Here is a 21,553-nt window from a genome sequence, read left to right as displayed (position 1 = left end):
GGAATCCCACCCGTCACATACTAACCACACGCCAGACACCGCAGAACTAACTCATGAGGGTGGGGGACTTCACATTGAAAGCTACAGGCATCGTACGGAGAATTGATGACCTCGGTCGTGTCGTAATTCCGAAAGAAATTCGCCGAACGCTGCGTATTCGCGAAGGTGATCCGCTGGAGATTTTTGTAGATCGAGATGGGGAAGTCATTCTGAAAAAATATTCACCAATCGGTGAATTGGGCGATTTTGCAAAGGAATATGCAGAGTCGCTTTCTGAATCCACGGGGCATGTCGCGTTAATTGCCGACAGAGATGTGATTATTGCGGCCGCAGGCACTGCCAAAAAAGATTTTCTCGATCGTCCCATATCCAGTGATGTAGAACAGGCTATGGAAGATCGCAAGACCATTATGAATTTTACACCTGGGGAATACAGTATTGTCCGGGATATGCCAGAACGTCTAGGTTCGCGTGTCATCGCGCCGATTATTGCAGCGGGTGATCCGATTGGCGTTGTGATGCTTATCACTCGGGATGAAAATGCGAAAATGAGTGAGTTGGAGCGCAAACTTGTGGAAACCGCTGCTGGTTTTCTGGCTAAACAGATGGAACAATGAATTGTCACGTAAATTTTAAAAATGCGTACCGTCTGACGTAAGCAACAAAATACGAGAAAAAATCCCGTCCAAAGCCGAGACGGGATTTTTTCTGATTCATCAATGGGACTAACTGGCCCACTTTGTCCATAGGATGTTGAAAGAATCTATGGATAGGGGAGAAGGCGTATGAAACGGCGCGGTTTTGTCCATGGCGCCATGCTCCTGGCCGGGGCTGCCATGCTTTCTAAATTGCTCGGATCGGTCTATACCATTTTCTTGCAAAATATTATTGGCGATCACGGTATGGGGCTGTTTCAAATGGCCTATCCTGTTTACTCGACACTCCTTGCTGTCGCAACAGCAGGTTTTCCGGTTGCAGTTTCCAAGCTGGTTGCAGAAGAGTTGGCCCAAGGACATACACAAGCTGCTCGCCGCACATATCAAATCTCTGCATTTTTTCTTTGCGTGCTAGGCGTTTTTGCCTTTCTGGTGCTGTACATTTTTGCGCACACCTGGGCAAAAATTGCTGGCGATCCTTCTGCTACGCTGGCGATTCGCGCGATTTCTCCGGCGCTTTTGATTGTGCCATTGCTCAGTGCCATGCGAGGTTATCTCCAGGGGCATGAATGGATGGAACCAACTGCAGTTTCACAAGTCATGGAGCAGTTGGTCAGGGTAATCACGATTTTGGCTTTATCCATTTATTTTATGCAAGCCGGGTTTGGTGCTGCTACAGCTGCCGCTGGAGCGGCTTTTGGTGCCGTGACGGGTGCGGCGGCCGGTTTGTTGACCATGATGTTTTATCGCAGGCGACAACCGGTTTCTAAAATGTCGGATCGACATCAAATTCCATGGAGTCGACTGCTACGCCGTCTGATTTATTATGCCTTGCCGATTTCCTTGGGAGCTTTGGTGATACCTCTCATGAACAATGTGGACGCACTCACTGTCGTGCATTTATTGAAACAGGCGGGCGAAACACAGCGAGAAGCTACCAGTGCTTTTGGCTTGTTGGCAGGAAGGGCTGCAAAATTGACACTTTTGCCAATTACGCTGGCTTCGGGTATTGGCATTGCGGTGATGCCAGCCGTCTCTGCTGCTGCCGCTCGACAGGACATGCGCAGCGTGCGCAATCATGTGCAAGTTTCTCTACGCATGACCGCCATTCTAGCTCTTCCGGCGACCGTCGGTCTGGTTTTACTGGCACGTCCAGTGGATATTGTCCTTTTTCAAAATTCGGATGGCTGGAATGTTATAGCTTGGCTTTCCCTCTCCATTCTATTTGCCAGTTTGCAGACCACAGCAGCGGCAGTTTTGCAGGGAGCAGGTATGGTATACTTGCCCGTAATTCATCTATTGGCGGCAGCTTGTCTGAAGGTCGTACTCAATCTATTGTGGATTCGACAACACGGGTTAGTAGGTGCTGTTTGGTCTACAGATATAGCCTATTTGTTTGCGTGTCTACTCAATTTGCTTGCCATCTCGCGCCGTCTGGGTGGATTGAGTCTCTCCGATTTTGGGTTTCTGCCCATTGGTGTTTCGGCATTTGTCATGGGAGCTGTGGAATTCGCTTTAGTTCGTGCCTGGCCTCTCTTGCAAAGTGATACGGAAAGCCGTTGGACAGTTTCCTTGGCGCTGATGGCGGCTATTGTACTCGGCGTGCTCGCTTTTTCCATAGCGGCTGTTGCCAGTAACGCTTTGCAGGAAGAGGAAATCGAACGAATACCTAAAGTTGGTCCACGTTTGCTCTCGATTTTCTCGCGTATGGGATTGACACGCAGCTAAGTTAGAAAAGGCTCCTAAGGGGATGAAAAAATGCTGATTGAAGTCGTGGGGCTTGGTCCGGGTGATGAAAGTACCATGCCGCTTTCTACATGGAAAACATTACAAGAATCTCGTTCGCCCATTATTTTGAGAACCAAAATTCATCCGTCCGTTCCTGCTCTTACAGAAGCAGGCATTTCCTTTACAACGTTTGACCATCTCTACGAGCAGCACGGCGACTTTGAAACGCTTTATGAACAGATGGCGGAAGAATTGCTACGTTTAGCAACACAGCATAAGAAAGTGATTTACGCCGTTCCTGGTCATCCGCGGGTTGCTGAGCAATCTGTGGAATTGTTACTGAAAAAAGCGACTGCCTGCGGGGTGGAGGTGCATGTTGGGGCTGGACAATCTTTTCTCGATCCGCTTTGCACAGCTATCGGATTAGATCCGATTGCTGGTCTCCTGCTCTTAGATGGAACTCAATTACATATAACTGAATTGCAACCGGGAGTTCATACGCTGATAGCTCAAGTTTATTCACCAGCCGTTGCCTCAGATGTGAAATTGACACTCATGGAAGTTTATCCTGATGAACACGAGGTCACAGTTTTGAGTGCTGTGGGTGTTGCCGGGGAAGAGAGCGTCACTTCTGTCCCGCTCTATGAATTGGACAGGCTGACAGAGATTCATCACTTGACGACAGTCTATGTTCCCCCCGTGCAAAATTTATCAGAAAAAGCTCGGCATCCATTATATCTTGCTGACATTGTGGCTCGCTTACGGCATCCTTTGGATGGCTGCCCATGGGATTTGGCCCAGACGCATGAAACATTGATTCCCTATGCCACCGAGGAAGCCTATGAAGTGGCTCAGGCAGTTTTAGAGGATGATCCAGCACATTTGCAAGAAGAGTTGGGCGATTTATTGCTTCAAGTTTTGTTGCATGCGCAAATTGCAGCAGAGAACGGAGATTTTACGTTGCAAGATGTGTTTTTTGGACTGGCAGAAAAACTCGTCAGGCGCCATCCTCATGTATTTGGTCAACAATCAGCCAGCAATGCAGAAGAAGCCGAAGCGATGTGGAAGTCTGCTAAGGCAGAGGAGAAACAGCGAGACTCCCTGTCCCTGGAAGGAAACGAGACGCCACTGTCGCGCATGAGCGATGTACAGACTGGACAAGACGCACTCAACTATGCGTTTGACGTACAAAAAAGAGCGGCAAAGGTCGGATTTGAATGGAATTGTATAGAGGATGTTTTAGAAAAGCTGAGAGAGGAAATAATTGAGTTTGAAGAAGCGCTTAACCAGAATGATTCTAAAGCTTTGACAGAGGAATTAGGGGATTTATTTTTTACTCTGGTTAACTTGTCGCGTTGGTTAAAGATGCATCCAGAAATGGTTCTTCGTAAGGCGGTAATCAAATTTGTCCGCAGATTTGAAAGGGTAGAGCAGGCTGTACATGAGAGTGGGCGAACATGGCAGGAGTATCGTTTGGATGAATTAGATCAACTGTGGCAAAATGCGAAATTATGATCTGAATGAATGAAAAGCAGGAATTTGGCGGGAAAACACGAATATTGTTCCCGACATTCCCACAAAGGGGGCACTTTCCAGTGAATAAAGCAGATTTGGTCAATAAGGTTGCGGATAAAACCGGACTTAAGAAGAAAGATGCGGAAGCTGCTGTGAATAGCGTCTTTGAAAGTATTGAAGAAGCGCTTCGCGAAGGAGAAAAAGTTCAGGTCATTGGTTTTGGAACCTTTGAAACCAGAACGCGCGCAGCGAGGTCTGGCCGCAACCCGCAGACGGGTGAGACGATTGAGATTCCTGCTGCCACTGTACCAGCCTTTAAACCAGGCAATAAACTGAAAGAGCTGACTCGCTAATTGCGTCTAGACAAGTTTCTCAAGGTTTCGCGCTTAGTGAAAAGGCGAACACTGGCTAAAGAATTATGTGACGCAGGACGTGTGTCTTTGGGAGACAGGGTGGCAAAGGGTAGTAGCCCAGTTCAAATTGGGGATATTTTGTCAATTCGTTATGGACATAAAAGAATCACCGTAGAAGTGTTGCAGTTGATGGACAATCCCCGCAAAGAACAGGCGTCGTCCCTGTATAGGGTTCTTTCCGAAGAACGTCTTGAGCAGGTGAATACTCATTTTGTGGATGATGAAGAATAGACCCTTTGTATCACTGGGGTATGGTTTTCTTTCTATCCATAAGCAAACGATTTTCAAGAGTTAACTGATAGGAGTCAGCAAAAATTCATGGAGTCAAGAGCCTCCAAATTCACTGTTTGAAAAGTGGATTTGGAGGCTCCTGTATTTAGAAAAAAGCTTTTGCCATTTTCGGTTCTAAATTTTGCTCCCCATCCATAGCATGATGAAAGGACGGGCAGGCGAGGACTGGAGGTAGGCGTATGGCAGAATTGTCCACGCATCATATCCATTTGGATGGTCGTAGACGTGCTGATATCACAGGCGTTTCCAGCGTGGAAAGTTTCGATGTACATGAATTCACTCTGAAAACTACAGCCGGAATGTTGCAAGTCAAAGGCGCGAATCTCCATATGAAACATCTCGATCTTGAATCCGGACAGGTTATTATCGAAGGGACAGTTCATGGTATGCAATACATTCAAGAGAACAAGAAGAAGAGTATTAGTTCTCGGTTCAAGTGGTAAACCATGATGAATTCCAGCATGTACCTATTTACAATCAGTGCATCCGGATTTTTGATGGGCTGCGTATTCGATATTTATAATACCATTCTCTCTGAGCACCCTTTGTTGAGATGGTTGCGAACGTTGGCTGATTTGCTGTTTTGGCTTGTTTTTGCTGTGTGGGTCTATCATTTCTGTCTGGTGACTGATGAAGGAAGATTTCGCATTTACACACTCGGTATATTGTTGTTTGGATATGTGGTATATCGTCTGACATTGCGTAAATTGCTGTTGGGGAGCGTTGCGCTGTTAGTGAAACTGACGCGCATGATCTTTCGTATCGTTTGGCGAATCGTTTACGCAGTCGTGATTTGGCCGTTGCTCGCCTGCTGGAGGATTGTCTGGCGAATATGTTCTATTGCTTATTCAGTTCTTCAAAAATTAGAGAATATGCTGGTGACATTTTTAACTTTTGGACTGAAAATTCTTTTTTGGCCACTGAAAAGACCTTGGGAAAAGTTTAAACCCATGTTCTTGCCGTTTTTTGGGCACTGGGAAGGATTCTGGACAAAACTGTCGAACATGTTGAAACATCCACCGAATGCAGCATAAGCATAATGGAATGGCGTATGTTGCTTTTCATGAGACAGGGAGCGGTTCGCTTTGCCCAGACAATCTTCATATGCTTCACGTCAAGCTGCCCCGGATGTTGCACCCAGGATTTTCGTCCGCAAACCTTGGAGAAAGTTTTTGCGTCTTCGTTATGTGGCACTTTGCGTCGTGTTTGCGTATGCGGTTATTCACTATGAAACAGTGCAGCGCCCCATTCTTCAGCAATTGGAAGTGCAACATCAACAACTCAACAACCAGTTATCTCAGTTGAAAACGCAGAATACTTATTTAAAGAATCGAGTTCAGCAACTCAATAATCCTAGTTTTATTGAGAAATACGCAACCGATCATTTTGGTCTGATTGTACCGGGACAAATCCCGTTCACTGTTGCAAATTCCCAGCACTAAAGCGTGAGGGATGACAGTCTAAAATAAGACCATGATAAAAATGAATCGGTAAGTGGGGCAATTTAAGGCGGTTTGCTTGACACCAATTTTTCGTCTTTTCTATACTGTAGAATGGAAGTCTCTAAAATCCTAAGGAGGAAGCTCGTCTGTATGTCCATTGAGGTCGGCAGCAAAGTGTCTGGCAAAGTTACTGGTATAACAAATTTTGGCGCATTTGTCCTCTTGCCCGGAGGCGAAACGGGTCTTGTTCACATTTCGGAAGTTTCCAATAGTTATGTGAAAGATATTCGTGAGCATTTGCAAATGAATCAGGAAGTACTCGTTAAAGTAATTAATGTCGACCCAAGCGGCAAAATTGGTTTGTCCATTCGTCAGGCAGATGACCAAGCGCCAGCAGCCCGTCCAACCCGCGAGGGGAATTCTCGAGGTCGTAGCGGTGGTCACCACAATCAACAGAGAATGTCGTTTGAAGATAAAATGTCCCGCTTTATGAGAGACAGTGAGGAACGTTTAATGGCTTTGCGTCGCAGTGAATCCAAACGCGGGGGTCGTGGCGGTCGGCGCGGATGACAGCAGGCGAGCCTATCATTTCAGATTAGATTGTCTGTTATAGTCTTTGATAAGGGCACTCCATAGAGGAATGCCCCTTTACTTTTTGGACAGAACCGCGCGTTCGGCCATCGTTCTGGTACATGCTGTCCTGTCCATTTTTTGACTGATGCATTCTGGAGAATGTAACTGGTTTATCCAGACATTAATTGGTGGTATTCCATTCAAAATAACATGACACAAGGAGAGAATCAGATGGGGGAACCCTATTTTCTTCAGTACCAACTTTCCGACGATAGAGTTGTGATGTTGCAGTTCTCCAACATAAACGATAGGGACGGCTGCCATATCTCTCTTGATATGTACAAAGCCCAACTGGGCCCTGTTACTCAAGCTGTGATGGAACGCATTTTAGCTAAGTTTCAGGGCACAGTGTGGGGAGGATTAGACCAATCGTAATGACTATCCCGCCTCTGGCGGTATCGATAGTACGCTTCATTGAGCATCACAATCGATTGAACGTCACGATTATAAAAAGCTCGTTTCAACTGCTTGCACAGCCAATCAGGCATCGGTATTCCTCCGTCCTGAGTGTGATGTGCCTCTTGCATACGCAAAGGCAGAGTCAATGACCTCTGCTCTATCATACGCATGGATAGCTTGTCACGCGCCACTTGCAGACGAATTTACCGCTTGCAGCAAAATATCAAAGCGGCTCTGCACTTGGCGTGTTTGCACGCCAGCCTTTTCCAGTAATTCGATGGCATATGTGTTGGGGCGGTAGTCAAATTCAAAGCATACTTCACGTATGCCAGCTTGAATCAAACTCTTTGTGCAGTTTAAACAGGGCCGATGGGTTACGTAAAGCTGAGATCCGTCCACAGCAATACCTAATTTTGCACACTGCAGCAAGGCGTTTTGCTCGGCATGAATAGCGCGTATACAATGACCATCTTCCATCTTGCAACCCACATCAATGCAATGAACGTCCCCTGCTAGAGAACCATTGTAACCACTGGCCACAATTCGCTTATCGCGAACAATGACACACCCAACCGCCAATCGGGCACAGGTCGAACGAAACGACATGACTCGACTTTGTGTGGCAAAAAACTCATCCCATGACATCCTTGGTGTTTGTGTGTTCGATGAGGCAAAATTCATGGATAAGTCATCCTCTCTATAAAAATCGTCCGTTAAACCTTCAGGAAACTTGGCAGATGATGTCGGAAGATTTTATCTTGCAACCTCCTTGGTTTGACAAAATCAGCGTCATGCTCCGCCTATACTGGTCATACAAATAACAGGAAGGGGCTCGGCTCATGTCACACCTATCCCTGGTGGGAAAAGCGGATCGACCATCATCACAAAAAGCTGCGTTGGTGCGAGTGCACTGGCAACGTGCAGTATTGCTTGCTGGAATGGCTTTTGTTCTTGGACACGCTACTATTCTACACGCAGTATCACCCTTTGGTTTTGCTTTCTTTGTAATTTTGCACGAACGCGGTGGACGAGGCAGGCGATTTCCTGCCTATGCTGCAGTATTGGGAGCCCTGGCTGGTGGGGGAGTTTACGCTGCTGCTGGCATGCTTTTGCAATTTTTTATGTACCGCGCTGTGCGTCTGTATATATTGCGCAAACCGTTTGCCGATTTTCGGTTTATTCCACTGATTGCAGGCGTAGTAGCGCTCTGCAGCAAGTTGTTGTTGATTGGCACTGTCTGGACGCAGATGGATGTTCTGCTGGCTCTGGCTAATGCAGCGCTAGTCACTTTGTTGTGCCTGATTTTTATTCAGTGCATTTCCATATTCATTGGCAAAGAAGCCGTTAAATCTCTACGTCACGAACAAGTAGCGGCGCTTATCATTCTTGCTGGATCTGTAGTCATGGGTTTGTCTGATTGGAAAATACATGATGTTTCAATCGCCTCCATAGCCGTGAACTGGATGATATTAATGATAGCTTGCGGCGGTATGGGGATGGCTGCAGCAGGTGCTATTGTGTTGAGCTTACTTTCATTACTGAGTCATCAGGGCAATATGGCGGATGTAGCCATTAGTGGATTTGGAGGCTTTCTGTCGGGGCTTTTAAAGGATGCCAACCGCTTCTGGATCGGTCTAGCCTTTGTACTGTCCACTACAGTACTTGCTATGTCAACATCCAGTGATTGGCATGGTTTAGCGAATCATGCTTTAGCTGCTTCGATTGCGACAGTAATTTATTGGTTAACCCCGCGCCGTTTGCATCTTGAAGTAGCATCGTATGTTCCAGGAACATTAGAAAATCGCCAGTCAGAGCAAGATCGTGTGCGTCGTATGAATCAGTTGATGGCTGAAAAAATCGAGCAATTCGGACAAATATTCGAAGAATTAGCCGTTACTTTTGCCGATCACGGTGAAAATCCATATACTACCGCGCAACAGTTGGTTACGCACATGGTCAGTACGACAGCTGGTCAGGTTTGTTCAGGATGTGCGAGACGTGCCACCTGTTGGGATAAACAAGGTATCCAAACTTACCAGGCTATGGCCAATACCATTAGCCAAATTGAAAGCTGTCCACCTGGCAAAGCATTTCCTACTCATGATTTAAAAGAACGCTGTTGTCGGCTTGACGCTATGATGGGGGTTTTAAAATACAATCTGGATCTTACGTATCGAGATGAAAAATGGATGGCTAAATTGCACGATTTGCGTACACTGGTAGCCGCCCAACTTGGTGGAGTTGCAGCAGTTGTCCGGGCAATTACAGACGAAATTGAAGAATCCGAACGCAGTGCGCTCTCAGATGAAGAACAGATACTAGCGGCTCTTGAAAAATTAGGATTGTATGTCGACCGGGTGCATATTGTTTCGTTGGATGCCGGCAAAATTCATATTGAAGTTTTGCAACCGACTGACAGGGCATATGAAACGTCAACAAAAGTGATTGCTCCACTGCTGTCGGGTGTGGTTGGTGAAACACTCTCACTGTCAAAGCTTGATGCAAATGGTGATGGATACAGTATCTGTGTCTTTGCGTCTGCTCGCCGCTACAGTGTCCATACAGCAGTTGCTAGCGCTGCGCGAGGTGGACGAATTGTCTCTGGAGATACTCATACGGCAGTTGATTTGGGGAACGGACGCTTTGCGATTGCCGTTTCAGACGGTATGGGTAATGGAGAACGCGCACGCCGTGAGTCTCGTGCTGCCATTGAACTTCTCAAAAAACTTTTGAAAGCTGGATTTGATGAACAGTTGGCCATTCGTACAGTCAATTCCACCTTACTTTTACGCAGTCAGGATGAGATGTTTGCCACGCTCGATATGGCTTTGATAGATCTATACAGCGCCAAGACAGAATTTTTGAAAGTTGGTTCCGCACCGTCTTATATTTTGCGAGGCAATGATATTATGACCATCACTGGCGCGGGTGTACCCATTGGTATTTTGCAAGATATCGATGTTCAGGCGGTCACGGAAGATTTGCAAGATGGAGATATTCTCATTCTTATTTCAGATGGGATTTATGATGCACCCAAAGAAACTTTCGAGCCTTCTGATTGGTTGCAGCAGCAATTGCGTATGTTGAAAACACGCGATGCCCAAAGTATTGCAGACACACTTGTGGAAGCGGCAGTGCGTGCTAACAACGGTAAAATTGCTGACGATATGACAGTGGTTGTAGCAAAAGTGGGAAAGTTTGAGCCAGAATGGGCCACCATTAAGATTCCTGGTGTACAAGGCTTGCGACGTAAGGCGGACAAGCGTAGACGAGGCGCCTGACAAAGAAAGACACCCAAGTTTCAATATTTTTTGGAACTGATAAATGAATAGCTGAAATTTCATAGAGTGAGAATGTCCACACCATTGGCTGACCATACTGGTAGAAGAACCAGATGTGGAAGTCGATGGAGGTGGACGTTTTGTCTCTGGAAGCCAAGATGAAGCAGATTTTAGTGATTACAGATGGTTGTTCCAATGTTGGAGAATCCCCGATAGAAGCGGCTGCTGATGCGCGTCGTCAGGGTATCGCAGTGAATGTCATTGGTGTAGTAGAAAAAGGCGAGATGGGCGGCGCAGGGCGTGATGAAGTCATGCGTATTGCAGAGGCGGGAAATGGTATGTGCCGGATCGTTCAACCCAGCGATTTATCAGCTACTGCTCAAATGATGACACATCAGACTATGCAGTTGACCTTACAGCAAGCGGTTAATGCAGAATTGAAATCGGTTCTCGGAAAAACGCAGGAGGAACTTCCGCCTGAAGAACGTGCTCGTGTGACTTCTGTGGTAGACAAATTACAGGAAGAACTGCATCTGGATTTAATAGTACTCATTGATACGAGCGCTAGTATGAAACACAAAATGGACATGGTACGCGAGGCTGTGCGGGACTTATCTTTTTCGCTCAGCGCCAGAATGGGTTCTTCACGAGTGGCAGTCGCTGTTTTTCCAGGACAACGGGGAAATTGGGTAGAGACGGTGCAGACTTTCTCTGCTACTCTTGACCCCAAAACATTAGAGCGTTGCTATGTAGCGAGTGGAGGTACACCTACGGGTCCGGCTATTCGTCATGCTTTGCAGTTGTTTCAGGAAAAAACGGAAAGTGGAATTGATGAGCAATGGGCGGCGCTTGACTAATGGTGACCCGCCTGCTGCAGCCAGGCCAAGTGCTTGTTGGTAAATGGCAAAAAAACAGTTATCGTATTCTCCAGCCGCTTGGGCAGGGAGCAAACGGTGAAGTCTATCTGGCGCAATCTATCATGAACAAGCAGGAAGTGGCGCTTAAAATCAGCAGTAACTCGCATGAAATCGCAGGTGAATGGCGACTACTCAGACAACTTTCCGCAGTAAGTCACGCTTTGCCGAAACCGATTGAACTAGATGATGCACAGCATGCACCACTGTACTTTTACAGTATGGAACGTATTGCCGGACAGCCGCTGACAAAAGTTCACCAGCATCTGCGCCAGACGGAAATCGATCGATTATTTGCTGCCTATCTTCAGGTTTTACATGAGTTTCACCAGGCTGGATTCGCTTTTTCTGATGTCAAACCAGAAAATTTATTGGTTGAAAGCGGGACGGATGGCAGGTTGCAAGCGCGTGTGGTTGATATAGGCGGTGTCAGTGCCTTTGGTCGATCCGTTCGACAATACACGCCAACAAGTGATCGTGCCTATTTCGGCTTAGGTACGCGTTCAGCCGACGCGATGTATGATTTGGTAGGGCTCTCGCTGGTTTTTCTTCAGTTGCAACAACCATTGCCTGTTCATCGCATGGGTCGTGTGGAAGATCGCCAGCGCTATGTTTTTACAGCACTGCAACTTATGCCTAAAACGAGAAGAAAAACAGTCATTGACGCTATTTTGCATGGCCAGGTGCAATCGGCGGCAACTGCGCTTTCTCTGTTTCATTCAGCTAAAAGCAACAAGAAGAGACAAACCATGCCAAAGCCTGCTCGGCAGAAAAAGTCAATGGCTACTTCTCCATCACCGCGATCGAAAAAAAAGAAATGGGACTGGACAGAGCGCCTGATGTGGTTTTCTTTGACGACGGCGGCGATTGCTACACTTGCGGCCTGGACGGTATTTTTACTATGATGAAGCAAATTGGGCGCGTGGTTCTGAATGCGGTTTGCAGATAAGGATTGAGCCGCTGCGATGAGTCAAGGTGGATTATGCGGAAATCATCAGTAGTTTCAGTACATGAGTTTTTGCAAATATGGCTCAGCATGGCGAAGCAAAAAAAGCTTCAAAGAGTTCTTGTTGCCTGCTCAGGCGGTGTGGATTCTGTAGTGCTTTTGCGAATGCTAGCCAGTTTGCAATCTTCCCTCTCTTTGCAGTTGGTGGTAGGGCATGTCCATCATGGATTGCGCGAAACGGCTAATCGTGACGCCCGCTTTGTTCAGGAATTGGCTGAACAGCTTCACTTGCCAGCTGAGATAGAGTATGTCCACTTGCAAGACATCAGCATTCAACATCGGCGCGGTACGGAGGCGGACGCTCGTCATTTACGCTATCAGGCTTTGCTTCGCATGGCAGAGAAATATCAATGTGATGCGATTGCCGTTGCTCACCATGCTGACGATCAGGTGGAAACGGTATTGTGGAGATTGTTGCGCGGCGCTTATTTGTCGGGGTTGCAGGGAATGCAGGCTGAGTCAGTTGTTCCACAAAGCCATATGCGCTTGCTCCGGCCACTTCTCTCTTTTTCCAAGCAAGCTATTGAGAAAACAGCTCAACAAAACGGATGGTCCTGGGTTGAAGATGAAAGCAATCAGTCGCTTCGCTTTCTTCGCAATCGTTTGAGGCAGCGTGTGTTGCCAGAACTTCGCGCTATTGAACCCAATGTTTCAGAGATAATTGGACGTTTTACAGCAATGGTTCGTGAAGAAAATGATTGGCTGAATGATTGGGCCAAACAATTATTCAATACGTATATTACATATGACGAGACTTTATCAGCGTATCATTTGTCTACAAATCAATGGATAGAGTTGCCGATTCCTTTACAAAGAAGGGCAATTCACCTACTATTGACATGTTTTCCGACGGAAATCAATTGGACTGCGCGCCACGTGGAAGATCTGCGGAAATTGGCCAGCAGCAAAGATCCGTCGGCTGGCATTGATTTGCCGGGCGGATTTTTAGCGTGGCGTATTTATTCTCAATTGTGGGTGGGCCCTCGACCTCGTTTCTTGAACACTAAGCGGCAAACTGTTCGGGAAGTCCTTCTCAACGAAGGAGAGTGGGCTGATGAGCTTGGATGGATTTGGCGTCTTACACGTCATCATATATCAAACTTGGTGTCAGGTAATGATTGGGGATGGACGGTTCATTTACCGCCAGAAATCCATTCGTTGAGCATTGAAGACTGCAATCGAAGCTGGCGTGTCAAGACACGGGTCGGATCGAAAAAAATTCAGGACTTGATGACAGATAGTAAGTTGCCGAAAATGTTGCGAGCTGCCTGGCCAGTTGTAAAAGCTGGCGACTGGCTGTGGATTCCAGGTTTGTATAGCTCATCGCGAATTCATTCAAAGGATGCAGAGATTGCCCGTTGGACCTTACAAACCATTCCGCCCAAACATGTGCAAAGTTTGTTGCAAGCTGAGGAATGCAGAATTTTATGGAGAAGGGACAAGGAGGAGTAGATTTTCTGTCATGCAAAAAGACCTAGAGAGCATACTGTTCGATGAAGAGCAAATTCAACAGCGCATTCAAGAGTTGGGGAAACAGTTAGCTGTCGAGTACAATGAGAAAAATCCGCTTTTTATCTGTGTCCTCAAAGGCGCAGTGCTCTTTATGGCGGATTTGATTAAGCGGGTAGATGTTCCGCTTGAAATTGATTTTATGGCAACCTCCAGTTATGGAGATGCCTCAAAATCATCAGGTGTTGTGCGTATTTTAAAGGATCTTGACAGACCTGTGGAAGGTCGGCATGTGGTAATTGTCGAAGATATTGTGGACTCTGGTTTGACACTGCGCTATTTGCGCGAAACCCTCTTGCATCGAAAGGCAGCATCTGTGAAAATTGTTTCGCTGTTTGACAAACCGGAGGGCAGGCAAGTGGACATTGAACCGGATTGGTTTGGTTTTCGTGTACCCAATGCTTTTATTGTAGGATATGGACTGGACTATGCTGAACGCTATCGGAATCTGCCTTATGTAGGCATTTTAAAAGCCGAGATTTATCAGGAGTCATGACGTTCAACAGATCTGTCACAAAGGATTCATGGCCTCCTTCCGCTCTGCTGTTGTCTATTCAGTCCTTATGGTACAATATTCCCGCCATGACCGAGAGGAGGTAAGGCATGAACAGGTTTTACCGCAGCATTGTTTTCTATGTGCTGATTTTGCTAGCCATCGTCGGAGTGGTGGACTTTCTGACAAATTCAAGCCGCCCGCAATCGACGATAGCCTATAGCCAATTTGTGAGCGATATCAAATCGCATGAAATTTCCGGTCCGGTTTATGTGACTCCAGATGGGCTAACGCTTACCATTGACGGTACGCTCAGTGACGGAAAGAAGTTTTCTACCAGGGGTCTGAATGACGATAACGTCTATCCTCTTCTGGAAAATAATAAAGTCGACTTCTACGTCAATCAGCAACCAAAAGAATCTGTTTGGATTCAATTTTTAACTTCCATTATTCCGTTTGTCTTTGTTTTTGTCATTATGTTCTTCCTGTTTAATCAGGCACAAGGCGGCGGCAGCCGAGTCATGAACTTTGGCAAAAGCAGGGCAAGACTTTACACTGAGGAAAAACGTCGCGTTACTTTTCGTGATGTAGCTGGTGCGGATGAAGAAAAGGCTGAATTGGAAGAAATTGTAGAGTTTCTTAAAGATCCCAAACGCTTTTCACAACTCGGTGCCCGCATTCCCAAAGGTGTACTTCTGGTAGGGCCGCCTGGTACGGGTAAAACTTTGCTGGCTCGTGCGGTTGCGGGAGAAGCTGGCGTTCCCTTTTTTAGTATTTCAGGTTCTGACTTTGTAGAAATGTTTGTCGGTGTCGGTGCATCACGTGTGCGTGATTTGTTTGAAACTGCCAAGAAAAACGCACCTTGTATCATTTTTATTGACGAAATTGATGCAGTTGGACGTCATCGTGGAGCAGGTCTCGGTGGCGGTCATGATGAACGTGAACAAACACTCAACCAATTGCTTGTAGAGATGGACGGTTTCTCGGGAAATGACGGCATAATTATTATTGCTGCCACCAACCGTCCAGATATCCTCGATCCAGCGCTGCTGCGTCCAGGCCGTTTTGACCGCCAGATTGTGGTCAATCGTCCTGATGTAAAAGGCCGTGAGGAAATTTTAAAGGTGCATGCTAGAAACAAGCCGTTTTCTTCTGATATTCGCTTGGATGTGATTGCTAAGCGGACACCCGGGTTTACAGGAGCCGATTTGGAAAATGTCCTCAATGAGGCAGCACTATTAGCGGCTCGCAAGCGAGAAACCCGCATTACCAATCGCGATATTGATGAAGCGATTGACAGAGTGATGGCTGGCCCGGAAAAACGCTCGAGGGTGATTAGTGAACATGAGCGTAAACTGGTAGCCTTCCATGAAGCTGGGCATGCAGTGATTGGCTATTATGTGCAGGCTGCGGACACAGTTCATAAAGTCACCATTATTCCCCGCGGAATGGCGGGTGGGTATACGGTTACCTTGCCTAAGGAAGATCGTTATTTCATGACACGGCAGGAGATGTACGATCGCATCTGTGGATTGTTGGGTGGTCGAGTCGCGGAAGAGATTGTTTTAGGCGAAATTAGCACAGGTGCATCCAACGATTTAGAGCGAGTTACGGAAATTGCTAGGCAAATGGTGACTCAGTATGGTATGAGCGACAAACTTGGCCCCATGCAATACGGTAGCCGTCAAGGTCAAGTCTTCTTAGGCAAAGACCTGTCGTCAGAAGCCAATTATAGTGACAGAGTTGCCTTTGAGATTGACGAAGAAATGAAGCGGATAGTTGAAGATTGTCATGAGCGCACTCGCAAGATTTTGACGGAACGTCGAGATCGGCTGGATGCTTTGGCCAATCTTCTCCTGGAAAAAGAGACGATTGATGAATTTGAGATTCGGGCCATTATGGAAGGCAAATCACCAGAAGAGGTAATAGCAGAACAGAATAAAGACCTCTAGATAATAGATGGCAAGGGAAAATGCGTTTTGAAGAAAAGCAGCATTGACAGGAGATTCTAACGACAACCCTCTACATGGGGGTTGTTCGTCATTCTAGGAGGTTTAAACATGAAAAGCGCACCTGACCAGTTAGTGAGGGCAACGATATTGAATGGTCGTGGTCGTGCTCTGGCATGCGTTACGACGAACGTTGTCAATGAGATGCAGGGTCGACACCATACTTGGCCGGTGGCCACGGCTGCATTAGGAAGAACAGCAAGTATTGCCCTCATGATGGGGCAACAATTGAAAAATGAAGAGCGTCTGACACTTCGTATTGATGGAGACGGTCCGCTTGGACGCATTCTCGTAGATGCGGACGCTTTTGGCAATGTGCGGGGATACGTGGACAATCCGTTTGTTGATTTGCCAGCCAATTCAAAAGGTAAGTTGGATGTTGGCAGAGCTGTTGGCAGAGGTACTCTCTATGTTACACGAGATACCGGTTTGAGAGATTATTATACAGGTTCGGCAGCTATCCAGACAGGTGAGATTGCAGATGATTTCACTTATTATTTTGCTGTATCCGAACAGACGCCCTCTGCTGTGGGAGCAGGGGTACTCGTTGGGACAGACAATCGTGTTATCTGTGCAGGCGGGTTTCTCTTGCAATTGCTTCCCGGGCATGAAGAAAATGACATTGAAAAGCTGGAAGAACGGTTGTCTTCTATGCAAAGTGTAACTGACATTCTACAAACAGGTAAGAGTGCAGAAGAATTACTTTATTTGCTCGATCCCGATGCACACTTGCTCAATCGAGTAGCTGTACAATTTGCTTGTAACTGCTCTCGTGAACGATTTGCGGCAGCAATGAAAAACCTCGATGTCTCAGAACTCCGCAGTATGATGGAAGAAGACAAAGGAGCAGAAGCGGTTTGTCATTTTTGCGCTGCAAAATACTTTTTTGGCGTAGAAGAGATAGAAGGCTGGATTGCTGAACAACAGTCCTAAATTTATCGAGCCTGCTATCGCGTCTTCGCTTGCGTGGAGTGTCATTGGAAAGAAGGGTAACACAGTGCGTACAAAAGTGATGGGGATTTTGAATGTAACACCTGACTCTTTTTCTGACGGGGGGATTTATTTTTCCCCGACTGATGCGCTGAACCATGCGTATCGCCTGGTTGAAGAAGGCGCAGACTGGTTGGACGTGGGTGCCGAAAGCACGCGACCAGGTCACCAATCCGTTACATCTGAAGAGGAATGGCGAAGATTGCAGCCTGTACTCAAAGATCTTGCGCTTCATTGTCCGATTCCCATTAGTGTAGATACGTATAAACCTGAGATAGCGGCACGTGCTCTTGAATGCGGCGTGAGCGGTATCAACGATGTTTGGGGTGCCCTGCACCATAAAGAGATGCTACAAGTAGTCAGTGACGCCAACTGTATTTATTTTTGGATGCATAACCGAGACAGCCGACCTTTAGGGAATGGTCTCGCAGAACTTCTTCAGGAAACACGGTCTGGTATAGAACGCTGCTTATCTGCAGGTATTGCGAGAGAACGTCTGGTCATAGATCCGGGAATAGGTTTTGCTAAGGATACCCATCAAAATCTATCTGCTTTGCGAATTTTGCCGCATTATACAAAACTGGGTCAATCCGTTTTGCTCGGTGTCAGTCGGAAACGATTTATTGGAGAAATTCTTTCGGCAGATGTATCCGATCGATTAGAAGGAAATCTGGCTATTGCTGCATATGCAATAATGGAAGGTGTGGAATACTTGCGCGTCCATGACGTGAAGGCGACTGTGCGCGTTTGTCGGATGCTTGAGGCTGTACAAGACAAGGAGGACGATGGGCAGCAAAATGGTCCATGAGGTATTTATAGCCCTGGGTTCCAATCAGGGTAGGAGAATTCACCATTTACAACGAGCTGTAGAAGCTCTTACCTGTTTATCAGAAGGGCCAGTACGTTGTTCTTCAGTATATGAGACGACCCCGGTTGGATATCTTGAACAGCCAGATTTTCTGAATATGGTGATGTCTATACAAACATCACTGGAACCTTTGCAATTGCTTCAAACCTTACATGAAATAGAACAGAACGAGGGGCGTGTGCGAGCGATACAGAACGGACCGCGTACGCTTGATTTAGATATTCTCCTTTATGATAATTTGTCTGTATGCTATCAAATGTTGCAGATTCCTCATCCGAGGATGTGGGAAAGAGGTTTCGTCATCATTCCACTGGCAGAGTTAGTTCCGCAAAGGCGCGGTCTTGGAGGAGTAACGCTGGCTGAAATGGCCGAAAACCTTTCGGAAAGTGGGGTTGAATATGTCGGACACATTTGGTAGACGAATTCGCGCTTATCGCAAGCTGAAATGTTGGACACAAGAAGAGCTGGCCAAAGAATTAGGAGTTTCCCTAACGATTGTTGGATCATTAGAAAGAGGGACGCGTCAACCGAGTCAAGAAATGATACATAAACTGGGTAATGTTTTGGATGTTACAGAGGAAGAACTTTTGAGTGATAAAATGAGCCTCTCGCCCATAAAAGATAACAGATAAGCATATGTATACGCTGTCTGGTACGCATTGACAAGCCTCAGGAGCGTATCTATAATTGCCACTAGACATTGTGTCCGGAATGGGTTTACAGAGCACTGCCGGTGTCCCCGGTGGTGCTCTATCCCATATATTGTGCGAAATGGCTTGGAGAATTCGCGTCTGTACATCGGCACTTGTCGGCAAAAAGGAGCGATATTGCTATGGCAGAAAAAGAAATTCTTTTGACTCCCGAAGGGTTGCGAAAACTCGAAGAAGAACTGGAACAGTTAAAAAGCGTGAAACGCCGTGAAGTGGCAGAACGCATCAAACTGGCCATATCGTATGGAGATATCAGTGAGAATTCGGAATATGAGGACGCTAAGAATGAACAGGCGTTTATTGAAGGCAGAATCATGACTTTGGAAAAGATGCTTCGCAATGCGCGAATCATCAATGAAGATGAGGTCGATACCAACTCTGTATCCATTGGCTCAACCGTATTGCTTAGAGATATGGAATTTAATGAAGATGTGGAATATACCATCGTTGGTTCGGCAGAAGCCAATCCAGCAAGCAACAAGATATCCAATGAATCACCGGTAGGACGCGCGTTGCTTGGTAAATCCATTGGCTCTGTGGTAGATGTTGCTGTTCCTGCAGGAACCATCAAGTTCAAAATTTTAGAAATTCGCCGTTAAAGCATTGGTCTCATGAGTGGGGTATCCATGAAATGGCTGTGTTTTAGTTGTCTTAGAATCACTAAAACATGTTTGCAGTTGGCATAACCATGCGCTCTTTTATGAAAAATGGCGAGGGAGAATTTCCCTCGTCTTTCCGTGCAGGAGGAATGTTTGAATGGATGAGTTCGATTTAATGAGTGTCCGTTTGGAAAAATTGGACGAGTTGCGAAACAAAGGTGTCTATCCATATGGCCATCGATATGATGTTACTCACCATGCGAGCGATATTTTAAATGCCGCAGGCGAGAAAAGCAAAGAGGAATTGGAAGAAATGTCGATGCGTGTTCGGATAGCAGGACGGATGATGATTCGCCGCGGGCATGGCAAAGCTTCTTTCGCCGTAATGCAAGATCGGACAGGTAGTATTCAAATTTATGCCAAGCAAGATGTGCTCGGGGAAGAAGGATACGAAATTTTTCAGTTGCTCGATCTCGGTGACATCATAGGTGTTGAAGGTACAGTATTTCGCACCAATCGCGGTGAAGTGACAGTGCTTTGTCAGAAACTTGATGTGTTATCTAAGGCTTTGCGCCCATTGCCTGAGAAATGGCATGGACTTAAAGATGTTGAAACGCGTTATCGGCAAAGATATCTTGACCTGATTGTCAATCCAGAAATTCGCGACACTTTTATGGCGCGATCAAAAATTATTCAAGCGATACGTGAATATTTGGATAAAGAAGGATTTCTGGAAGTGGAAACACCTACTTTGCATACTGTGGCCAGTGGAGCACATGCACGACCTTTCCACACGCATCATAATGCACTCGATATACCACTTGTATTGCGCATTGCGCTTGAACTTCATCTAAAACGGTTGATTGTTGGTGGTTTGGAGAGAGTTTATGAAATAGGTCGTGTATATCGAAACGAAGGTATTTCCACACGCCACAATCCTGAATTCACTATGCTTGAGCTATATCAAGCGTATGCAGATTTTCATGATATCATGGATTTAACTGAGAATTTAGTGCGACATGCCGCATCAGCCGTACATTCAACATTAGATATTACGTATGGAGAATATACCATTCATCTTCAAGGGCCGTGGCGGCGCGTACATATGGTTGACGCAATCCGTGAACAGACAGGCGTAGATTTCTGGCCCGTTCACGATTTGGAGACGGCGCGGCAGTTAGCTCATGAACATCATATTCAAATTAGTGACGAAATGAGGTATGGTCACATTGTCAACGAATTTTTTGAGCAACGTGTAGAATCCACGTTGATTCAGCCAACGTTTGTCTATGGGCATCCAGTGGAGATTTCTCCCCTTGCAATCAAGAATAAAGAGGATGAGCGATTTACCGATCGTTTTGAATTGTTTATTGTGGGTCGAGAGCATGGCAACGCATTCTCAGAATTAAATGATCCGCTGGATCAAAGAGACCGTTTTCTGAAACAAATGGAAGAACGGGCCGCTGGCAATGAAGAAGCGCAAGAATTGGATGAAGATTTTTTGCTGGCACTCGAACAGGGTATGCCACCAACAGGAGGGCTCGGCATCGGGATAGACCGTTTAGTGATGCTCTTGACGAATCAGCCTTCCATTCGAGATGTTCTCTTATTTCCTCTCTTGCGTGAACGACGCGATGAGCGCTCCTAAATATCTTATAGTGCATAGATCAACATGGCCTGCTTATAGCAGGTCAATATTTTGTGTGGAAAAAAATACATGATTATTTTTTTGGAAAAGGGGTTGCAAAAAAGTTCGGAGGGAGGTAAGATAGTCGCTGTCGCTGCAAGAGGGGACGCGAAAGAGAGCCTTGGCAGCGAGAGAACCTTGAAAACTAAACACGCACAAGAATCACCAAACGCCAGAGAAGAAGTGCCCGAGCTCGAGAGAGCGAGGGAGAAGGAATTAGACATTGAGAGTTTGATCCTGGCTCAGGACGAACGCTGGCGGCGTGCCTAATACATGCAAGTCGAGCGGGTATCGAAAGATACCAGCGGCGGACGGGTGAGGAACACGTGGGGAATCTGCCTAACAGACCGGAATAACGCCTGGAAACGGGTGCTAAGGCCGGATAGGCGCATGGGGCGCATGCCTGATGC

23 protein-coding genes and 1 rRNA gene are annotated in these 21,553 nt (G+C 46.4%); 22 read left to right on the top strand and 2 right to left on the bottom strand.

What is annotated here, in order from left to right; genetic code table 11:
* Nucleotides 1-74: 74 nt before the first annotated feature.
* The 9 genes from spoVT to BUA75_RS05620 all read left to right on the top strand — a co-directional run bounded on the left by spoVT (nt 75) and on the right by BUA75_RS05620 (nt 6,615).
* Entirely contained in the window at nt 75-617 is a 543-nt protein-coding gene (spoVT, locus tag BUA75_RS05660; protein ID WP_072873607.1) for a stage V sporulation protein T, read from the top strand.
* A 168-nt stretch (nt 618-785) separates the two neighbouring features.
* Nucleotides 786-2,384, top strand: a complete 1,599-nt coding sequence (locus BUA75_RS05655; RefSeq protein WP_072873606.1) for a putative polysaccharide biosynthesis protein — start codon at nt 786-788, stop codon at nt 2,382-2,384.
* Between the two features lie 30 nt (nt 2,385-2,414).
* Complete coding sequence (gene yabN, locus BUA75_RS05650; protein WP_072873605.1) at nt 2,415-3,899, top strand: bifunctional methyltransferase/pyrophosphohydrolase YabN; 1,485 nt, start codon at nt 2,415-2,417, stop codon at nt 3,897-3,899.
* Nucleotides 3,900-3,979: 80 nt separating this feature from the next.
* Nucleotides 3,980-4,252 (top strand): non-specific DNA-binding protein Hbs, encoded by a 273-nt coding sequence (gene hbs, locus BUA75_RS05645; protein WP_072873604.1) that lies wholly within the window; start codon nt 3,980-3,982, stop codon nt 4,250-4,252.
* Nucleotides 4,253-4,543, top strand: coding sequence for an RNA-binding S4 domain-containing protein (locus BUA75_RS05640; protein ID WP_072873603.1), 291 nt, complete (start codon nt 4,253-4,255; stop codon nt 4,541-4,543).
* Between the two features lie 239 nt (nt 4,544-4,782).
* Nucleotides 4,783-5,046 carry a sporulation protein YabP gene (gene yabP / locus BUA75_RS05635; protein WP_072873602.1) on the top strand — a complete coding sequence of 88 codons (264 nt, stop codon included), beginning with the start codon at nt 4,783-4,785 and terminating at the stop codon, nt 5,044-5,046.
* 6 nt (nt 5,047-5,052) lie between these two features.
* The gene (gene yabQ, locus BUA75_RS05630; protein ID WP_207549715.1) at nt 5,053-5,637 is read left to right on the top strand and encodes a spore cortex biosynthesis protein YabQ; all 585 of its coding nucleotides are present in this window, start codon (nt 5,053-5,055) and stop codon (nt 5,635-5,637) included.
* Between the two features lie 51 nt (nt 5,638-5,688).
* Nucleotides 5,689-6,045, top strand: coding sequence for an FtsB family cell division protein (locus BUA75_RS05625; protein ID WP_083574116.1), 357 nt, complete (start codon nt 5,689-5,691; stop codon nt 6,043-6,045).
* Between the two features lie 150 nt (nt 6,046-6,195).
* Entirely contained in the window at nt 6,196-6,615 is a 420-nt protein-coding gene (locus BUA75_RS05620) for a S1 domain-containing RNA-binding protein (protein ID WP_072873600.1), read from the top strand.
* A 401-nt stretch (nt 6,616-7,016) separates the two neighbouring features.
* Here the strand turns inward: BUA75_RS05620 and cmpA are convergent, their stop codons facing one another.
* Nucleotides 7,017-7,166: a cortex morphogenetic protein CmpA gene (gene cmpA / locus BUA75_RS15590; protein WP_129583530.1), complete on the bottom strand. Its 150-nt coding sequence runs from the start codon at nt 7,164-7,166 to the stop codon at nt 7,017-7,019.
* A gap of 91 nt (nt 7,167-7,257) precedes the next feature.
* Nucleotides 7,258-7,758 (bottom strand): ComE operon protein 2, encoded by a 501-nt coding sequence (locus BUA75_RS05610; protein WP_072873598.1) that lies wholly within the window; start codon nt 7,756-7,758, stop codon nt 7,258-7,260.
* A 158-nt stretch (nt 7,759-7,916) separates the two neighbouring features.
* Between BUA75_RS05610 and spoIIE the strand changes: the two genes are divergently transcribed.
* The 13 genes from spoIIE to BUA75_RS05545 all read left to right on the top strand — a co-directional run.
* A complete protein-coding gene (spoIIE, locus tag BUA75_RS05605; RefSeq protein WP_238413601.1) occupies nt 7,917-10,358 on the top strand; it encodes a stage II sporulation protein E in 2,442 nt (813 codons plus the stop codon).
* A 131-nt stretch (nt 10,359-10,489) separates the two neighbouring features.
* Nucleotides 10,490-11,215, top strand: a complete 726-nt coding sequence (locus BUA75_RS05600; protein WP_129583537.1) for a vWA domain-containing protein — start codon at nt 10,490-10,492, stop codon at nt 11,213-11,215.
* Nucleotides 11,215-12,177 carry a protein kinase domain-containing protein gene (locus BUA75_RS05595; protein WP_072873596.1) on the top strand — a complete coding sequence of 321 codons (963 nt, stop codon included), beginning with the start codon at nt 11,215-11,217 and terminating at the stop codon, nt 12,175-12,177. Before BUA75_RS05600 ends, BUA75_RS05595 begins: the two co-directional genes overlap by 1 nt.
* 77 nt (nt 12,178-12,254) lie before the next feature.
* Complete coding sequence (gene tilS / locus BUA75_RS05590; RefSeq protein WP_072873595.1) at nt 12,255-13,730, top strand: tRNA lysidine(34) synthetase TilS; 1,476 nt, start codon at nt 12,255-12,257, stop codon at nt 13,728-13,730.
* Between the two features lie 10 nt (nt 13,731-13,740).
* On the top strand, nt 13,741-14,283 hold the full coding sequence (gene hpt, locus BUA75_RS05585; RefSeq protein ID WP_072873594.1) for a hypoxanthine phosphoribosyltransferase: 543 nt from the start codon (nt 13,741-13,743) through the stop codon (nt 14,281-14,283).
* A 107-nt stretch (nt 14,284-14,390) separates the two neighbouring features.
* On the top strand, nt 14,391-16,232 hold the full coding sequence (gene ftsH, locus BUA75_RS05580) for an ATP-dependent zinc metalloprotease FtsH (RefSeq protein WP_072873593.1): 1,842 nt from the start codon (nt 14,391-14,393) through the stop codon (nt 16,230-16,232).
* A 108-nt stretch (nt 16,233-16,340) separates the two neighbouring features.
* On the top strand, nt 16,341-17,222 hold the full coding sequence (hslO, locus tag BUA75_RS05575) for an Hsp33 family molecular chaperone HslO (protein WP_072873592.1): 882 nt from the start codon (nt 16,341-16,343) through the stop codon (nt 17,220-17,222).
* 64 nt (nt 17,223-17,286) lie between these two features.
* Entirely contained in the window at nt 17,287-18,087 is an 801-nt protein-coding gene (gene folP / locus BUA75_RS05570) for a dihydropteroate synthase (protein ID WP_242650251.1), read from the top strand.
* The gene (gene folK / locus BUA75_RS05565) at nt 18,065-18,565 is read left to right on the top strand and encodes a 2-amino-4-hydroxy-6-hydroxymethyldihydropteridine diphosphokinase (RefSeq protein ID WP_072873591.1); all 501 of its coding nucleotides are present in this window, start codon (nt 18,065-18,067) and stop codon (nt 18,563-18,565) included. Before folP ends, folK begins: the two co-directional genes overlap by 23 nt.
* Nucleotides 18,546-18,779, top strand: coding sequence for a helix-turn-helix transcriptional regulator (locus BUA75_RS05560; RefSeq protein ID WP_072873590.1), 234 nt, complete (start codon nt 18,546-18,548; stop codon nt 18,777-18,779). The genes folK and BUA75_RS05560 overlap by 20 nt, the downstream gene beginning before the upstream one ends.
* Nucleotides 18,780-18,979: 200 nt before the next feature.
* Nucleotides 18,980-19,456, top strand: a complete 477-nt coding sequence (gene greA, locus BUA75_RS05555; protein ID WP_072873589.1) for a transcription elongation factor GreA — start codon at nt 18,980-18,982, stop codon at nt 19,454-19,456.
* A gap of 157 nt (nt 19,457-19,613) precedes the next feature.
* A complete protein-coding gene (lysS, locus tag BUA75_RS05550) occupies nt 19,614-21,104 on the top strand; it encodes a lysine--tRNA ligase (protein ID WP_072873588.1) in 1,491 nt (496 codons plus the stop codon).
* 258 nt (nt 21,105-21,362) lie between these two features.
* Nucleotides 21,363-21,553 (top strand): 16S ribosomal RNA (locus BUA75_RS05545); the annotation flags it as partial.

Origin of the sequence: Alicyclobacillus tolerans (assembly GCF_900142255.1) — a bacterium.
GTDB classification, from domain to species: domain Bacteria; phylum Bacillota; class Bacilli; order Alicyclobacillales; family Alicyclobacillaceae; genus Alicyclobacillus_I; species Alicyclobacillus_I tolerans.
The sequence above is the reverse complement of the archived record's forward strand: the minus strand, read 5'-3'. Positions and strand labels throughout refer to the sequence as shown.